The sequence below is a fragment of the Armatimonas sp. genome (assembly GCF_031410135.1).
Lineage (GTDB): Bacteria > Armatimonadota > Armatimonadia > Armatimonadales > Armatimonadaceae > Armatimonas.
Window position 1 is genome coordinate 38430 of sequence record NZ_JANNYP010000797.1, and the last position, 15263, is coordinate 53692.

At 58.4% G+C, this 15263-nt stretch carries 15 protein-coding genes; 3 read left to right on the plus strand and 12 right to left on the minus strand.

Features of this window, described 5'->3' with window-relative positions; genetic code table 11:
• Positions 1 to 13: 13 nt before the first annotated feature.
• On the minus strand, positions 14 to 1294 hold the full coding sequence (locus RMO15_RS29250) for a PP2C family protein-serine/threonine phosphatase (protein WP_309721433.1): 1281 nt from the start codon (positions 1292 to 1294) through the stop codon (positions 14 to 16).
• Positions 1291 to 2190 carry an ROK family protein gene (locus RMO15_RS29255; RefSeq protein WP_309721436.1) on the minus strand — a complete coding sequence of 300 codons (900 nt, stop codon included), beginning with the start codon at positions 2188 to 2190 and terminating at the stop codon, positions 1291 to 1293. The genes RMO15_RS29250 and RMO15_RS29255 overlap by 4 nt, the downstream gene beginning before the upstream one ends.
• A 193-nt stretch (positions 2191 to 2383) precedes the next feature.
• Between RMO15_RS29255 and RMO15_RS29260 the strand changes: the two genes are divergently transcribed.
• Positions 2384 to 3163, plus strand: coding sequence for a sugar phosphate isomerase/epimerase (locus tag RMO15_RS29260; protein ID WP_309721438.1), 780 nt, complete (start codon positions 2384 to 2386; stop codon positions 3161 to 3163).
• A gap of 72 nt (positions 3164 to 3235) precedes the next feature.
• On the opposite strand, the gene RMO15_RS29265 is transcribed toward RMO15_RS29260, so the two are convergent.
• Complete coding sequence (locus RMO15_RS29265; protein WP_309721441.1) at positions 3236 to 3955, minus strand: ankyrin repeat domain-containing protein; 720 nt, start codon at positions 3953 to 3955, stop codon at positions 3236 to 3238.
• A 162-nt stretch (positions 3956 to 4117) separates the two neighbouring features.
• Between RMO15_RS29265 and RMO15_RS29270 the strand changes: the two genes are divergently transcribed.
• Together RMO15_RS29270 and RMO15_RS29275 are read left to right on the plus strand one after the other, a co-directional pair.
• Positions 4118 to 4990, plus strand: coding sequence for a hypothetical protein (locus RMO15_RS29270; protein WP_309721444.1), 873 nt, complete (start codon positions 4118 to 4120; stop codon positions 4988 to 4990).
• A gap of 23 nt (positions 4991 to 5013) precedes the next feature.
• Complete coding sequence (locus tag RMO15_RS29275; RefSeq protein ID WP_309721447.1) at positions 5014 to 5499, plus strand: MarR family transcriptional regulator; 486 nt, start codon at positions 5014 to 5016, stop codon at positions 5497 to 5499.
• Here RMO15_RS29275 and RMO15_RS29280 read toward each other — a convergent pair.
• The 9 genes from RMO15_RS29280 to RMO15_RS29320 all read right to left on the minus strand — a co-directional run bounded on the left by RMO15_RS29280 (position 5469) and on the right by RMO15_RS29320 (position 15077).
• Complete coding sequence (locus tag RMO15_RS29280) at positions 5469 to 6083, minus strand: glycerophosphodiester phosphodiesterase (RefSeq protein ID WP_309721450.1); 615 nt, start codon at positions 6081 to 6083, stop codon at positions 5469 to 5471. The genes RMO15_RS29275 and RMO15_RS29280 overlap by 31 nt on opposite strands.
• Positions 6084 to 6092: 9 nt before the next feature.
• Complete coding sequence (locus RMO15_RS29285; protein ID WP_309721453.1) at positions 6093 to 8243, minus strand: EAL domain-containing protein; 2151 nt, start codon at positions 8241 to 8243, stop codon at positions 6093 to 6095.
• Entirely contained in the window at positions 8185 to 9318 is a 1134-nt protein-coding gene (gene lpxK / locus RMO15_RS29290; protein ID WP_309721456.1) for a tetraacyldisaccharide 4'-kinase, read from the minus strand. The genes RMO15_RS29285 and lpxK overlap by 59 nt, the downstream gene beginning before the upstream one ends.
• Positions 9308 to 10582: a glycosyltransferase N-terminal domain-containing protein gene (locus tag RMO15_RS29295; RefSeq protein WP_309721458.1), complete on the minus strand. Its 1275-nt coding sequence runs from the start codon at positions 10580 to 10582 to the stop codon at positions 9308 to 9310. Before RMO15_RS29295 ends, lpxK begins: the two co-directional genes overlap by 11 nt.
• Entirely contained in the window at positions 10579 to 11202 is a 624-nt protein-coding gene (locus RMO15_RS29300; protein ID WP_309721463.1) for a DUF4276 family protein, read from the minus strand. The genes RMO15_RS29295 and RMO15_RS29300 overlap by 4 nt, the downstream gene beginning before the upstream one ends.
• Complete coding sequence (locus RMO15_RS29305) at positions 11199 to 12626, minus strand: AAA family ATPase (RefSeq protein ID WP_309721466.1); 1428 nt, start codon at positions 12624 to 12626, stop codon at positions 11199 to 11201. Before RMO15_RS29305 ends, RMO15_RS29300 begins: the two co-directional genes overlap by 4 nt.
• 4 nt (positions 12627 to 12630) lie before the next feature.
• A complete protein-coding gene (gene tsaD, locus RMO15_RS29310; RefSeq protein WP_309721469.1) occupies positions 12631 to 13668 on the minus strand; it encodes a tRNA (adenosine(37)-N6)-threonylcarbamoyltransferase complex transferase subunit TsaD in 1038 nt (345 codons plus the stop codon).
• Between the two features lie 5 nt (positions 13669 to 13673).
• The gene (locus RMO15_RS29315; protein WP_309721472.1) at positions 13674 to 14303 is read right to left on the minus strand and encodes an EI24 domain-containing protein; all 630 of its coding nucleotides are present in this window, start codon (positions 14301 to 14303) and stop codon (positions 13674 to 13676) included.
• Between the two features lie 63 nt (positions 14304 to 14366).
• Positions 14367 to 15077, minus strand: coding sequence for an RNA polymerase sigma factor (locus RMO15_RS29320; RefSeq protein ID WP_309721475.1), 711 nt, complete (start codon positions 15075 to 15077; stop codon positions 14367 to 14369).
• Positions 15078 to 15263: the final 186 nt, after the last annotated feature.

Consider the following 15263-nt stretch of genomic DNA (forward strand, 5'->3'; position numbering starts at 1 on the left):
CCCAGCCCAGGCTTCAGCGGGTTCGCTGGCACAGGAGTAGCGTGAGATCGTCGCTAGGCTCTCCGCCTTCGTGGAGCGCGGTAAAGATCGCATCAGCGAGGGCTTCGGGGCCGTGGGGGGCGTGGGCACGGATGATATCTAAGAGCCTTGCTTCGTCGAAGTAGCTGTGCCCATCGCCGGTGCGTGCCTCGGTAATGCCGTCGGAGTGGAGGATCAGTAGATCGCCAGGAGCGAGGGTGAGCTCCTGTTCGGGAGCCCGCCAGATCGCAAAGAGCCCAAGAGGCGGGGCCTGTCCACAGGAAGCAGACTCCACGTGACCATCCCGCGCCCGCCAGATCAGTGCCGGGGGGTGCCCCGCGTTCCAGAGGCGTAGTGTCCCTGCGCTTGCCTCAATCTCGGCGTAGAGCAGAGTTGCAAATGTGGTGGTAGGCAAGCGTCCACAGAGGTCTTTGTTGAGGCGGACGAGGGCATGGTGGGCTCCACGAAGCGGATCGAGGTAGGGCAGCAGGGAGCCAATGCTCGTCGCTACCAGTGCGGCAGCAATTCCCTTTCCCGCCACATCCCCCACGGCTAGCCCTAGCCGCTCCGTGGCACTGTCGGTGATAAAGGCATGGAAATCTCCTCCCACTTCATGGGAGGGCTGGGTTCTGAGTACCAGCTTCAAGCCAGGGAGCTCCGGCACGGTCATCAGTAGCGACGACTGCTGAATCTCGCGGGCAAGCTCCAGCTCGTGCTGGTGGGTCTGCTCGGTCTGTTTTTGCTCTAGTTCACGCGCGAGGCCCTCTTGGTAGCGCGTAAAGTAGGTCTTCATCTGGGTGACTAAGTAGCCTGTGAAGCCCCCGACAATTAAAAAATAGGGAGCCGTATCACGTACGATCTCCCAGTGGTTGGTGTTGTCCATGAACCCCAGAGCAACCGTCATCAGCCCCGCCAACAGCCCCACCCCGAGCCCGCCCTTGAGGTCGCCAAAGAGCGCCGCGACAAAGACGATCAGATAGCATAGGCCTAAATAGGGACTGGTCGCGGCTCCGGTGTAGTAGGCGGCATTGCCTAAAAACAGTAGATCCAGTACCACGAGTAAACGAATCGGAATGCGCCAGATTGAGAGGCGATAGAGCTGCGCCAGAACCACCATGTTGTAGGTGAGCAGCAGACCCATAGACACCCAAGCCGCAGGCGGACGCTCGCGGTACCAGAGCGCCAGAAAGAGCGAGATTGCCGCCTCGGTGAGGGCCAGTGCCCAGCGCCCTCGGCGAAGGAGCAGAGGAAACTCCTCGGTCTCTAGCAGGTTCATGAAGTACCCCATGCACAGAGCGCCGCCAAGTCTTGTGCCTGGTCGCCCAGGGCTGCCGGAACGATGTCTAGCCCCTCGGTCAGCCGTGGCCAGGCATGGGCACGGAGTGTGGCGCGTATTTTCGGCAACAAGAGATCAGCAGCATGGACGGCGAGGGTTCCCAGAACAATCCGCTCCAGATCGAGCAGCATCGCGAGCGTCGCCAGCGCTTGCCCAAGAAGCTCGGCGGCTTGGTTGAGAGCGGCGAGGCAAGCGGCATTTTCCGCCCGTGCGCCTTCGACGACCGCGCGGCCCGTGAGCTCCCCGCACCAACCAAACTCCTGCGCGATCTTTGTCACCGCTGGCCCGCTGGCGTAGGCTTCCAGGCAGCCCCGTAGCCCACAAGAACAGGCGCGTCCGTTGGGAACCACGGTGATGTGCCCGATCTCCCCGCCCGCCCCCCGCCGTCCTCGGTGTAGCCTACCATCCAAGATAAGCCCTGAGCCAATGCCCGTGCCCACGGTGAGAAACGCCATATTCCGCGTGCCTTGGCCGGCCCCAAAGCGCCACTCCGCTAGCGCGGTGGCATCGGCATCGTTTTCAATTTTCACGGGAAGCGCAAGTGCCTCCGAGAGACGAGCGGCGAGCGGGAAGCCTGTGCTGCCCCACCCAGGGAGATTGGGTGCGGCAAAGACCAGGCCGTGGGCTGCATCGGCAGGAGCCCCTGCGGAAACTCCGACTCCGACAACTGTTTCCGCGCCACGAACTTGTTGGGCAAGACCGACGAGAAAGGCAAAAAGCTCCTCGGCTTTAGCATCCGCAGGCGTGGGAGCGACGACCCGGCGAACCACGGTTCCGTCTTCGTGCAGCACCAGTGCTGCCGACTTTGTTCCCCCTAAGTCTATTCCCAAGATCACGCCAGTCGTATTGTATCTGCCCTCCCCCGGCTTCGCTCGTACCTCGCTATGCCACCCCCTCCCGATAACGGGCGAGGGTTGGAGGGGAGTGAAAGCCGCCTTTTCCACTCGGGCTCCCCTTCTCCCACCCGAAGGGCGATCGTTATTGGGAGAAAGGGGCTGGGGGATGAGGGCTATCAGGTAAAATAGGGGCATGACCAAGCTCGCTGTTCAGCTTTACACACTCCGCGACCACCTCACCACGACCGCCGATGTCGTCTCGTCGCTCAAACGGGTCTCCGAGATCGGCTACCGCGCTGTACAAGTCTCCGCAGTCAAAGCCTTCGAGACGGAGTTCGACGCGCCGACGCTGCGAAAAATGCTCGATGACAATGACCTCAAGTGCATCGCCACGCATCGCTCCTGGGATCGCCTCTCGCAAAATACCGATGAGGAGATCGCGCTGCACCATGCGCTGGGCTGCGACTACGTGGCCATCGGGGGAATCCCCCAGAGCTATGGCGCGGATCACGCCGATGGCTACCGGCGCTTTATCGCCGACGCTCGCCCTGTGATCGAGAAACTCAAAGCCGCCGGGATTCGCTTTGGCCACCACAACCACAGCCACGAGTTTGTGCGCGTCACGCCCGAGAGCCCACAGACGCTCTGGGATATTCTGATCGAGGAGGGTGGCCCGGACTACTACTTGGAGGCTGATCTCTACTGGATCTGGCACGCGGGCGTGGACCCTGCCGCGATGATGCGCCGCTGCAAAGGCCGCGTCCCCGTGATTCACTTAAAGGACAAAGAAGTCGTTCCCAAAGACGGCCCGGTAATCGCGGCCATCGGCGAGGGAAATCTCCCCTGGGAAACGATCCTGCCCGCTTGTGAGGAGAGCGGCGTGGACTGGTACGCCATCGAGCAAGACACCTGCCGCCGTGATCCGTTTGACTGCCTACGCTCCTCGTTTGAGTATCTCAAAACCCGGCTCTAGCCGGAACCCACCCGGCTACTCGCACCGCTCGCATCCACCCTCCCTCTACGAAGGAGGGTCAGGGGGAATTTATCACCGACGCGCACCGTAGCGTTTCAGCAAGGCCACGGCCCCATCGCCGCTATGAAATTGAGCGATGGTCATGACCGTCGTGCCCTTCTTGTCAAAGCGAGCGTTTACATCTGCGCCGTGGCGAATCAGTAGCTTCATCATTGGGAGAGCATCAGAGTCAAAATACGTCGCCCAAGCCAGCGGAGATTGTTGGCCTTTGGGATTGACTTCTGCTCCATGGCGTAGAAGCAGTTTCGCGGTGTCAATTTCCCCACTAAACGCGGCCTCCGAAAGCGGCGATCTATACCCTTTGGGATCTACATCTGCTCCATGACGTAGAAGCAATTTAACTATTTCAAGGCTGCCTTTAGAAGCGGCCCACGAAAGCATAGGCGTGAAGTCAATCAGAATCTGTCCACTCCAATCCGTCGTTTTCTCTAGGATCGCCCCATTGGGATTCGCGCCTTTCTCTAAGAGGGCTTTGACAGTGACCAAAGCCTCTGCCTTGACGGCATCCGCAAGAAGTGTGTTTTTGTCTTTGGGTGGTGCCGGAGCAGGGGGCTTTGCTGAGGGGGTAGCTAGAGGTTCAGTATCAACAGTAGGAGCGGAAGGTGGTGCGGTGTTTTTGTGCAAGCTGGAGCTGGTTGCCTTCCAAATCCCCACGGCGAGGAAGCAAGCAAGGAGGACGCCCACTCCGGTAGAGAGGCGTAGTAGGGATGTTTTCTTAAAATGGCTACTCATGCTGCGATTGTATATCTCCTCGGAGATAACAGCAATCATGAAGACCGAGCACTGTATTTAGCCCAGCACGGGCTTTGTTTTCCGCAGGGAGCCGCCCCGTTCACGGGACGCTGTGAGTTTTTTCTCTTGACAGTTAGGATACTAATGGTTAGAATGCTAACTATGAAAGTAACCACACCAATCTTCGCTCTTGCTGCCGTTGCAGCCATCACCATGCCCTCGGCAAAAGCGCAGGGTCTTGACTTCTTTGTCTCCGCGATGAAAAGCTCCCCCGGCTGCCTGGGGCTCGAAAACGCCAAAGTGCAGGGCGGGCGGCTCGCGCTCTTTGGCTGGTTTGACAGCGCCGCAAACGCCGATGCGTTTATCAATGGCCCGATCTGTCAGGGGATGCGCCAGATGGCAAAGATCCCAGACACCGCCGTCGTAAAATCCACGCCCGTCAAAGGCCCCGTGTTGGTGATCGCCTCGTTCACGCCCTCCAAAGACCCGAAAGATGCGATGGGCCTAGGGCAGCTTGCCCTTGAGCGCATGACTCCCGTGACAGGCGGCTTTGCCTACGGCGGACGCTTTGCCCCGGAGACCGTGAAAGTTCCGGGTCTGATCTCTGTGGCGCGTAGCACGGCCAAGCCCACTCCGACCACGCAGAGTGATGCGGCTCCTAAGCCTCTGCCGCGTGGCAATACGATGATCGCCGATCTCCAGAAAAGCCCCGGCTGTTTAGGGGTGGCCGCGATGCAGTGCGACAGCGGAAAGCTGGTGATTGTGGCCTGGTTTGAGGATAAGAAAGCGACCCTTGCCTGGTACAACGGCGCAGCGCACGGAGAGATGATGGCGCAGATGGCTCCGCCCACCCGCCCGCCACTCGCCGAGGTGAGCGCGGGCACCAAGCCGATCATCGTGATGGCAACCGTCACCAATGCCAAAGAGACAGATCCTACCCTGGGAATGGCACTCTCGCAGATCTCTGTGGAACTCTACACTGCGGCTCCCGGTGGATTTGCCCGAGGCGGTGGCTTTGGGCCTGCCAAAAAGTAACATTTTTGGTAAAGTGCTCTCGTATGCCCGACTCTGAAGTGTCCCAAGACCCTGAGCTTGCGTCGCGTGTTTGCCTTGCGCTCATGCGGGTGGGAACCCGCATGGCAGTGGGCTTTGACCAGCACTTCGCGCACTTTGGGATCACGCAGGCTCAGTTCCGGTTGCTGATCGCGGTCTGGAACTGTGGTGGCCGTGAGGGCGCAACGCCCAGCGCGGTGGCCGACTATCTTTTTCTAGAGCGGGCCACGGTCTCGGTGATGATCAACCGGCTCCTAGGCGAGGGCTTGCTGGCAAAGCTCCCTGGAGAGAACCGACGCAGCTACAAGCTCACGCTCACGGAGAAGTGTGGGACACTGTTGCGACGCATGGGCCCCGAGGCAACCACGCTCGCCGATACTACACTGGCAGCATTCACCCAGCAAGAGCTGCATCAGCTTGAAGCCCACCTGAAAGCCCTAGAGAAGCGCCTTCGCCAAGATCAAGAGCAAGATGCTTCGGCAAAGAGCTGACGCACCCACGCAGGCCGGTCGGTGATAATTCCGTCCACGCCCAGAGCGGCAAGGCGGCGCATTTCGTCGGGGGCGTTGACAGTCCAGACATTGACTTGTTTTCCCGCGCCCTGCCAGAGTGCCATGGTCTCTTCGGTGACGAGCGATAAGTGCGGGTGCAGAACCGGCCACACCGCCCAGTCATCGGGGATCGTTTGAGCAAAGAGCCGGGCGCAGAGCAAGCCGGTGCAGCTGCGGAGGGCTTCGGGGAGGAACGACGAGATCAAGATGCGCTCGGCGATTTTGTGCCGCGCGATGCACTCCAACACCAGCGGCTCTAGGCCGTTGTCACTCTCTTTCAGCTCCACATTGATGCAGGTGAAGTGCTCCCTGATGGTAGCAAAAACCTCGTCGAGTGTGGGCTGGCTCGGATAGTCGGCGCGGGTGCCGGAGATGGGGTCGTGGACAATGAGAAGCTGCTGGTCATCGGTCAGGCGCACGTCCAGCTCAATGCCATCGGCTCCCTGCTCGGCGGCGAGCAAAAACGCCGCGAGGGTGTTCTCGGGAGCATCCGCCGATGCACCCCGGTGGGCAAAAATTCGCATACGGCTATTCTACGCCGCTTTGCGTGCCGTGGTGGGGTTCAGGAAGCGGGCCTCTAGCTCTTCCGGAGCAATCGGGGGACTGAAGAGATAGCCCTGAAAGTGGCGACAGCCGAGGCGGTGGAGAATATCGCACTGGGCTGCGGTCTCGATTCCCTCCGCCACGACGGTCATACCAAGATCATGGGCGAGCTGAACGAGGTGCTTGACCAGCATCTGATCCCGCACACTCCCGACGATAGAGCTCACAAACGAGCGGTCAATCTTTACCACATCAAACGGACAGTGTCTTAAGTGCGAGAGTGACGAGTACCCCGCGCCGAAGTCGTCGAGCGAGAGCGCAACCCCCATCTGCTTCAGGGCGTTCATGATCACGAGTGCCCCCGGAATATCGTCCAAGAGCGCGGTCTCGGTCAGCTCCAGCTCAAGAAAACCCGCGGCTAGCTTGGTGCTGGCAAGAACATCGGCGACCTGCTGAGGCAGATCCCGGTTGCGGAGCTGCTGTGCGGAGAGGTTCACGGCAACGCGCAATGGATAGCCGCTCTTTCCCCAAGCCGCGGCCTGAACACAGGCCGCATTGAGCACAAAGTCACCCAGAGGCTGGATCAGGCCCGTCTCTTCGGCGATAGGGATAAACTTGGCGGGGGAGACGAGCCCGCGCTTGGCATGCCGCCAGCGAATCAGGCTCTCTACCCCGATCATGTGTCCCGTGCTGATATCCACTTGGGGCTGGAAGTAGAGCAAGAAGTTATCGCTGGGCGTGGCGCGGGTTAGATCATGGCGCAAGTCCGCCTCTAGCTCAAAGCGCTCCTTGGTGGTGCGGTTCATCTGTGGGGTGAAGAAGCGGAAGTCCCCACGGCCCTCTTCTTTTGCCTTGTACATCGCCACATCGGCGTTTTTGACCAACGAGTCGGCGTCCTGAGCATCCGTGGGGAAGCGGCTAATTCCAATACTGACAGAGATAACCAGCTCCTGACCTTCCATAAGAATCGGCTCGGTAAGGGCTTTTAGGAGCGACTCTGCCATCTTAGCAGCCCCATTGACAATATCGGGGTGGTGCTCCTCACTCATGATGAGGACGAACTCATCGCCTCCCACACGGGCAAGCAAGTCTCTCTGGCCAATCGTGGGCAAAAGCCGCCGCCGAACGACGTACTGTAGAAATCTATCGCCGAAGGCATGCCCCAGAGTGTCGTTGATCTGCTTGAAGCGGTCGAGATCCATGTAGACAGCGATCACGGACGAGTGTTGTTTCTGTGCTCGCTCAATGGCCAGCTCTAGCTGCTCACGCAGGCGGCGACGGTTGGAGAGGCCCGTAAGGGGATCGTGGAGAGCTTGCTGGAGGGTGTTCTGCTCGCTATTGCGGCGTGACTGTGCTCCGGTGATAGCCTCGGCGGCAATGGTGAGATACTTCTGCTCCTCGTTTTCCCACTGGCGCGGCTCACGTTTGCTCTCCAGTCCCAGGTAGCCCCAGAGCTCCCCTTCAATGACAATCGGGAGAACAAAGACAGAAAAAATTCCTTGGGTCTCTAAAATGCGGCGCTCTTCGTCTGGGAAAGTGTTCACCTGCCCGATGATATTGCCTTCATCTCCCAGTACCTGCACCCAGCGTGGGAAGCTCTTCGTGAGGGTGACATCTTGGCGTACCGGGTTATTGATCTGCCCCGTAACTCCCGGAGCACACCACTCCGCCAGTAGTGTGGCGTAGAGCTCACTCTGGTCAGAGTAGCACTGGCTAAGATAGATCCGGTCGGCCTGTGTGGCATGTCCCAGTAGGGGCAGGACATCTTCTACTGCCTTCCCACGCTGGTCTGCGAGCAAGAGGCGCTCAATCTCGATAAGGGCCGCTAGATAGCGCTCCCGCTTTTTGTAGCTCTCCTGCTCGCGGAGGCTCTTGATACGGCTTGCCTCCAGGGAGCGAAAGCGCTGAAGGTTGAGTCGTTGCCAAGCTGCTAGTCCAACGCCTAAAGCCAGTGCGAGCCCTGCAGTGCTAGGAACTGTCTTGAGCGCGGGGAGTCTCCACAAAAGAAAAAGAAGGAAGAGACCAAGTGCGGTGGCCGATCCTATAACGAAGGGGGAGGCGGCAGTGAGCTTCTCCGCAGTGCTATTTTGCGGGGCCACCTGCTTCGTGCTGGTTCGGGTCTTTGTTTGAGTTACGGGCATGGAACCTGGTCAATATAGATCGGAAGCGCTCGATTTCTTCCACAGCCAACTGAATGCGTAGTGCCCAGAGAGGAGGTTCCTCGGCAGGCCAGAGATGGCGTAGCTTGGTCAGGTCTTTCTCGGTAGTGATAAAAGGACCCACGGGTAGCTGTGCGATTAGATCGAGCGTTTCTTCTTTCTTGTAGGTATGATGGTCAGCAAACTCGCGGAAAAATTTTAGGGAGAGAGAGAGTAATTCCAGAGTTTTTTGAAAAGCTTTTCCATCCGCGATCCCAGCAAAGGCTGCGACACTCTGTCCTGAGAGCAATTCCAGAGGTTTTTGGGTGCCATCCAGTGCGATCCAGCTGTGCGGGGCATGCACCGCCGTAAAGAGCGCGGCACGGGGGGCAAGGCGCTGCACGACATGCTTGCGCCGCTCTAGCTCATCAGGGGGGATTGCATCGGCGCGGGTTAGGACGACAACCCCAGCGCGAGAGAGATGAAACGGCGGCTCTCGCAAGAGCCCACGGGGAAGCATCCAGCCATTATCAAACGGAGCGCGTGCATCTAAGAGAACAATATCCAAGTCGCGGTGGAGCTGCCAGAACTGGAGCGCATCGTCGAGTAGGATCACATCCGGGGAAAACTCCGCACAGGCTAACTTTCCCGAGACACGCCGATCCCGCCCGACAATCACCGGAACATCGGGCAGGAGCTGGGCAAGGAGTGTTGGCTCATCGCCTGCTACTTCGGGAGAAAGACAGAGCGTCCCATCACCCCGGCTGACGATCTTAGCACCGCCCTCTTTTTCGTGACTGCCGCCATGTCCACGTGAGAGTAGCACCACCTTGAGCCCCTCCTCGCGCAGAATCTTGCCCACCAGCGCCGCCATCGGGGTCTTGCCCGTCCCGCCCGACGTGAGATTGCCAATCGCGATCACGGGCACGGGCAGGCGAAAGCGCTTGCGAACCCCGAGGCGATACGGGAGTAAGTACAGCTCCAGCCCCACAAAGTGCAGGCCCGCCAGCGGGGTCATGGCAAGGCGCAACAAAGCCCCCCGCAAGCTCTTCTCCTCCAGAAGCGCCTTAGCGTCCAAGGAGCGCCTCCACCGCATCCAGACACTTTGCTGATACGCCCTGGTTGCGCTCGATCAATCCACGCGCCTTTGTGGCATTCTGCGCTTTTTTCTCCGGCGAGAGCGCGAGCCAGCGACACACCGCCTCGGCAAGGGCATTCGTATCCGCGACTTGCTCCGCCACTCCCTCCGCAATCGCCAGCGCCGCAATATCGCGCTGGTTGTTCATGTTCGGGCCAAAGAGCGCCGGGACGCCCTGCGCCAGCGGCTGAAAGACACTCTGCCCACCCCACGGAGCCAGCGAGCCGCCAATAAACGCGACATCGGCGACGGCGTAGGCACGGCCCAGCTCGCCAAACGTATCGAGAATCAAAGCCCCCCCCGCCCCCAAGATTGGGGGAACCTGCGTACGGAGTACCGCAAAAGGCAGATGCGCCTTTACGGCTTCTACGCGTTCCAAGTGGCGTGGTGCGACGATCAGCCGCAGCTCCGGAAAGCGCTCCCGCACACGCTTTGCCGCCTCGGCAATCAGCACTTCTTCATCGGGAACGCCCTCTTTTCCATCACGGGTCGAGCCACAGATCCAGACCAGAGCGCCCTCAGGAATGCCTAGCTCCGCCCGCAGTTTTACGCGCTCCTCAATGCTCAGCATCGTCGACGACTCATCGAACTTCGTGTTGCCAAAGGTCTGTGTGCGCTCCGCTGGAGCGCCAACTAGCCCCGCCCGGCGCGTGTCTTCGTCGGACTGCATCGCAAAGAGATCCACACAGTCTAGGCCACTCTCCATCAGCCATCGCGCCTTCAGTCCGCGCCGCAGGCCTTTGTCGGAGATGCGCCCATTGAGAACGATAACCTTGGCTCCCTGCTGCTTGGCGGCTTTGAGAAAATTCGGCCAGATCTCCCACTCCATCAGCAAGATCGCATCGGGGCGCACTGCCTTTAGTGCCCGCGTTACAGCCCAGGGAAAGTCCAGGGGAAAGTAGGCCACCGCCGAGGCATCCGCGATTCCCTGCGCCACCTCACGGCCACCGCGTGTGGTTGTCGTTAAGAGCAAAAACGCCTCCGGGTGACGCCTGCGCAGCTCTCGCAAGATCGGCTTAGCGGCCATGACTTCACCCACAGAAACCGCGTGCACCCAGAAACGCGGTGAGCCCTCGCCCGCTTTTGCATAGCGTCCCCAGCGCTCGTGCCAATGCACGGGGTCTTCTTTTCCCGTCGCCATCCGAAACGCATAGTAGAGTAGTAAGAGCGGCGAAAGCAAAAACAGCAGCAGGTTGTAGATCACTCTTTGTACCAACCCTGCGCCTCAAGAGTTGTGCGTACATCGTCCTGGAGGCGCTGAAAAGCACGGAGGCGCAGGAGAGGACTAAAGTCATCCGTGAGCTGTGTGATACGCCGCATCGCAGCAGGAATCTGCTTATTGAACTCCTCAAGCCTTCGTCCTCTGTGCTCGCTCGCCGTGCGAAGTGCTTCACGCAGCACTGTTTTAGGATCGGCTATAGTTTCGAGTTGTGCAATTGTTGGTAAGTTTAACGAGGAGCGACTATTACGATTACCTGCTGCCTGGCGCAAAACGCCTGAGTCAAAGAGGAGCCAAGCTTCCATCATCCGCACAGGCACTACACAAACACTGGGGAGATCAATTTTTGCTTCCGTGAGAGCAACCTGAATCTCTTCGTACCGCCTAATGGGCTCTTCGCGGTCTGAGTCCCGATGAATAAAAAGCAGGTCACACGGGGCATCTTCGAGTGCATTATGAATTTTATCTGCCAATCCCTGTCCTCGGCGATAAACAAACTCTCCTGTGAAAATTTGCTTCGTGTGCCGCTGAATAGTCCAGTCAAGAATCGGCAGGAGTGCCGCATCCGTTGAGCCTTCCGTTAGAAACGTATAGCGAAGTATCATTCTGGAGTGGGACTCCAAACAAGCTGCCCCACGGCATCTGGTTCTAAGTAGGCTTGTTCTAAGGGGCGCAGATACCGCATTAACTTCCCCTTGCTAATACTAGGGGTTTGTGGTTCGGCACTTGCTCGCCAAGTTCCCTCAATACAAGAGAGACTCAGATGTTGGTAGCGCTGTCCTTCTTTCTGGTTTGAGATCAGCTCGGCGGCTAGAAGGCAATCGCTGGGAACTAGTCCAACTACTGTCGGGGAATGAGTATTGATAATAACCTGCCTCAAAGGGTTATTACTATCTATGGGACAATTTATGTCTACAGCAATAGCGCGCAGTAAATTTAGCATAGCCTCGATTCTTTCAGGATGAATACCATTCTCAGGCTCTTCTAAACAAAGTACACCATGAAACTCAGGATCAGCCTCTAAAACGGCTAGGGCTAAAAAACGCAAAGTTCCATCCGAGAGTGCACGTGCCGAGTGCTGCGTACCATCAGCACCCGCTGCCCAAAGCGTAAGAATATCTCGCTTATCGTCGCGCTCAATTCCTACCTCCCGAATCTCTCGCACAAGTTCGCTTACTCGTAGAGCAATACGATCATAGACGGAAGCCTCATCACGTTCCCCCTCTGGCGTCCGATAACTCTGCGCAAGCCGATAGAGAGTCGCCGCTAGATGCTCACCACTTGGTGTCAAATGCCCAGGTGTATTGATTTCATCCACTTCACGTAACGCAGTGGGCTCTAGCTGCAAAAGCGACCAAGAAGACATCTCATTTCTAGCAAGAACCGCCGTTCGGTACTCTGCGGCATTCGCCAAATGAATCAGTGTGCGGGGCAGTGTCCGTGCCGGACGAGGAGTCGGACGACCACCACCAATACCTCCACGATCCTGATGAAGACGAATCTCTATTTCACCATTTGCGTTCTCAAGTGTTGAAATCAAGGGGTCGGTACGGCGACCATTAATTACCGAATCACGCCAGCTTTTTGAGGGCTTAAAGGGCAAGTGTACTCGAGCATCACTTTTATTAATATGAACTAAAGATTCGTACTTTACCTCAAGACTACTATCCACTTCACGATAACCCAGTTCTAACGTGTAGCGCAGAAAAGTCATGCTGGCAACAGCACGTTGCCCCAAATCATCATCTCCCTCTTTGGGCACGATCATTTCCGCCTCAAAATACATCGTTTGTGCGTACTGATTTCCGAACCTATGAAAGAGTGCGCGTGCATCGGGTCTTCGATTATCTCGTACCGATTTGGCAGCCCCAAGCAAAGTATCGCTTGCCAGAGCACTCAAGAATCTTATGGCGTCGAAGAGATTGGATTTCCCTACGCCATTTGCTCCTGCAATGCATGTGAAAGCCGCAAAGCGCACATCCACATCCACAAGATTTTTAAAACCACGCACCTTCAGCCTTGTTAGCATAGCTCTATTGTACTCTCGCAAGCGGCTCGGAGGCGCGGGTCTCAAAGTCGAGGGTGGCGGTGCGGCCATTTTGTAGGTGCCAGTAGCCCGCGCAGGCGATCATGGCGGCGTTGTCGGTACACAGGGCGACGGGGGGATAGAAGAGCGTGAGTCCGGCCTTGTCGCAGCGCTCCTGCATCACTTCCCGCAGGCGCGTGTTGGCGGAGACACCTCCGGCTAGTAAAACGCGCTCCACGCCCAGCTCTTTGGCGGCAGCGATGGTCTTCTTGCTGAGCACATCCACCACAGCCTCTTGGAAGCTCGCGGCGATATCGGAGATCGAGGGCAGGTTCTCACCTTGGAGGGCATAGCGCACGGAGGTCTTAAGGCCCGAAAAGCTAAACTCATGGCTGCCCTGAAGCAAGGCGCGGGGAAATGTGATGGCTTTGGGGTTGCCTCCCTCCGCTGCTTTTTGCACTGCGGGCCCGCCCGGATAGCCGAGGCCCATCAGACGGGCGCACTTATCAAACGCCTCACCCGCCGCGTCGTCGCGTGTCCGTCCCAGCAAGATATAGTCGCCGTGGCCGCGCAGGTGAAACAGATCCGTGTGGCCGCCACTGACGACCAAGGCGACTGCGGGGAAATCAGCCCGTACACTGGCCCCCCCGAACTCGGGGGCGGGGGGGGGAGCCATTGTATTGAGCCAGTTGGCGTAGAGATGCGCCTCGATATGGTGCACGGGAACGACAGGCTTTTTGAGCGCCATGCCGAGCGCCTTTGCCGCCGAGGTTCCGACCAAGAGCGCCCCGAGCAGCCCCGGACGGTTGGTCACGGCGATGGCATCAATATCGGCCCAGGTACACCCCGCCTCCGCAAGCGCCTGGCGAAAGACGGGAATCAGTACCTCCACATGGCGGCGGCTCGCCAGCTCAGGGACAACGCCACCGTAGAGCGCGTGCTCCTCCATCTGCGAGGCCACGATATTGGAGAGCAGTACCCGTCCGTCTTTTACGACTGCCGCGCTGGTCTCATCGCAGCTTGTCTCGATTCCAAATACAATCACAAATCCTATTGTAGCCGACGCCGCGCCAGGAAGACGCCTCCAACAATAAAGCTAGGGGCAAGAAAGAGTCCGAGAAACGGCACAAGGGAGAGAAGCCCTGCGGCGACGGCGAAAGTCAGGGTGTAGACATCGGGCTTTTTCAGAAGCAGCCGCATCTGTACCCTGAGAGTAGTACCACGCCGTAGAAAGGCGGGTGAGGTGTAGTCCAGCAGACTTACCAGCCCTGCTCCTAGAACACCCGCCACAGGCCCAACGGCGGCTCCCAAGCCAAACGCAAGAAGACAGATCCCGCCATTGAGCAAGAGGCGTTTGCAGGTGTCGCCAAAGAGTTGCCAGAAATTGAGCGGACAGACGGGGACTTCTGCTCCCAGCAAGCGCTCCGTCTCCCGACTGAGTGGATCGAAGACTAACCCGAGAAAGCTACTGCCCAGCAGATAGAACGCAAAAGGGAAGAGTACTAAATAGAGCAGAAAAGCGGCAACTCGGGCTCCTTCTTCCAGTCCTGCTCCGTAGCGTTGCCAGCCGATCCACCCTAGGATGACATAGAGCACCGAGGCGATCAAGCCAGGGACAAGCGCTAGCGGCCAGAGCCGTGGGTGCTTGAGCAGAAAACCGATTCCTTTAAGTGCGTCCATTGTAAAATAAGACAGCCGCGCCCCCTTTCGGTTGCGCGGCTGTTGAAGGATTCACTCTCTCCGTTAGGCGAAGGCGAAGCGGCCTGCGTCGGCGTGCTCTTTCAAGCGCTTGAGGCCACGTTCTGCCTGCTTGCGAACACACGCGGCATTGGTTCCTAGCTCCTCCGCGATCTCATCGTGGCTGGCTCCTTCGGCGCGGCGAAGAACCACAATCGCCTCGTTGGGCTTCAGCAGGGTGAGGAGCGCCTCGCGGATCGCTCGCTGCTGAATCCGCGCGAGAACGCCATCTTCCACACGGATCTCAGGGTCTACCACATCGCGGGTCTCGCCATCCTCGGTGTCATCGAGAGAGAGCGCCTGCTTGTCTTGGCCACGGCGGATCAGGTGCCGCTGACGATCAATAAGCAAGTTGGTGGCGATGCGGGTGATGTAGGCTCCGGTTGGCTCGGTGCTAGCAGGGCTCTGGAGCAGGCGGATCACCACTTCCTGTGTCAGGTCTTCTAGCTCATTGGCCAGCATGGTGCGTGCCTGCCGCGCGAGCGTTGCGGCGCATAGCGATTTAATCTGACGACGGAGCTGCTCGGCGGCACGATCACGCTGAGCCTTCGTGCTAGCGTCATCGCGGATAACCGCAAGAAGCTCTTTATTGGTCTGTCGCTTCGGTGCGACAGTGGACGGTACGGAAACGGCTGAAACGACGGGAGCAGGGGCAGAAGCAGCCTGGTCGTGCCATGCTTTGAGTCCCTGTAGTGCATTTAGCGCCTGTGCATTCATGAATTACATTCTCCTCTCTAATCTAAACTAACTAAAAACGACTACCCGCCACCCTTGGTCGGGGGTGGCGGAGAGGTCACATCGGCATGCGCAGACGGAATCATAATGGTAGCCAGCAACAGTGCGGCAGCGATCAGACTTGCAACTTTTTTCATTTATTTTCTCCCAAAAACAGACGTAGTGAGG

Bases quoted from the DNA above. Each gene is read 5' to 3' on its own strand.
- RMO15_RS29250 (WP_309721433.1), bottom strand. From the start codon at position 1,294: ATGAACCTGCTAGAGACCGAGGAGTTTCCTCTGCTCCTTCGCCGAGGG.
- RMO15_RS29260 (WP_309721438.1), top strand. From the start codon at position 2,384: ATGACCAAGCTCGCTGTTCAGCTTTACACACTCCGCGACCACCTCACC.
- RMO15_RS29265 (WP_309721441.1), bottom strand. From the start codon at position 3,955: ATGAGTAGCCATTTTAAGAAAACATCCCTACTACGCCTCTCTACCGGA.
- RMO15_RS29270 (WP_309721444.1), top strand. From the start codon at position 4,118: ATGAAAGTAACCACACCAATCTTCGCTCTTGCTGCCGTTGCAGCCATC.
- RMO15_RS29275 (WP_309721447.1), top strand. From the start codon at position 5,014: ATGCCCGACTCTGAAGTGTCCCAAGACCCTGAGCTTGCGTCGCGTGTT.
- RMO15_RS29280 (WP_309721450.1), bottom strand. From the start codon at position 6,083: ATGCGAATTTTTGCCCACCGGGGTGCATCGGCGGATGCTCCCGAGAAC.
- RMO15_RS29285 (WP_309721453.1), bottom strand. From the start codon at position 8,243: ATGCCCGTAACTCAAACAAAGACCCGAACCAGCACGAAGCAGGTGGCC.
- RMO15_RS29300 (WP_309721463.1), bottom strand. From the start codon at position 11,202: ATGATACTTCGCTATACGTTTCTAACGGAAGGCTCAACGGATGCGGCA.
- RMO15_RS29305 (WP_309721466.1), bottom strand. From the start codon at position 12,626: ATGCTAACAAGGCTGAAGGTGCGTGGTTTTAAAAATCTTGTGGATGTG.
- RMO15_RS29315 (WP_309721472.1), bottom strand. From the start codon at position 14,303: ATGGACGCACTTAAAGGAATCGGTTTTCTGCTCAAGCACCCACGGCTC.
- RMO15_RS29320 (WP_309721475.1), bottom strand. From the start codon at position 15,077: ATGAATGCACAGGCGCTAAATGCACTACAGGGACTCAAAGCATGGCAC.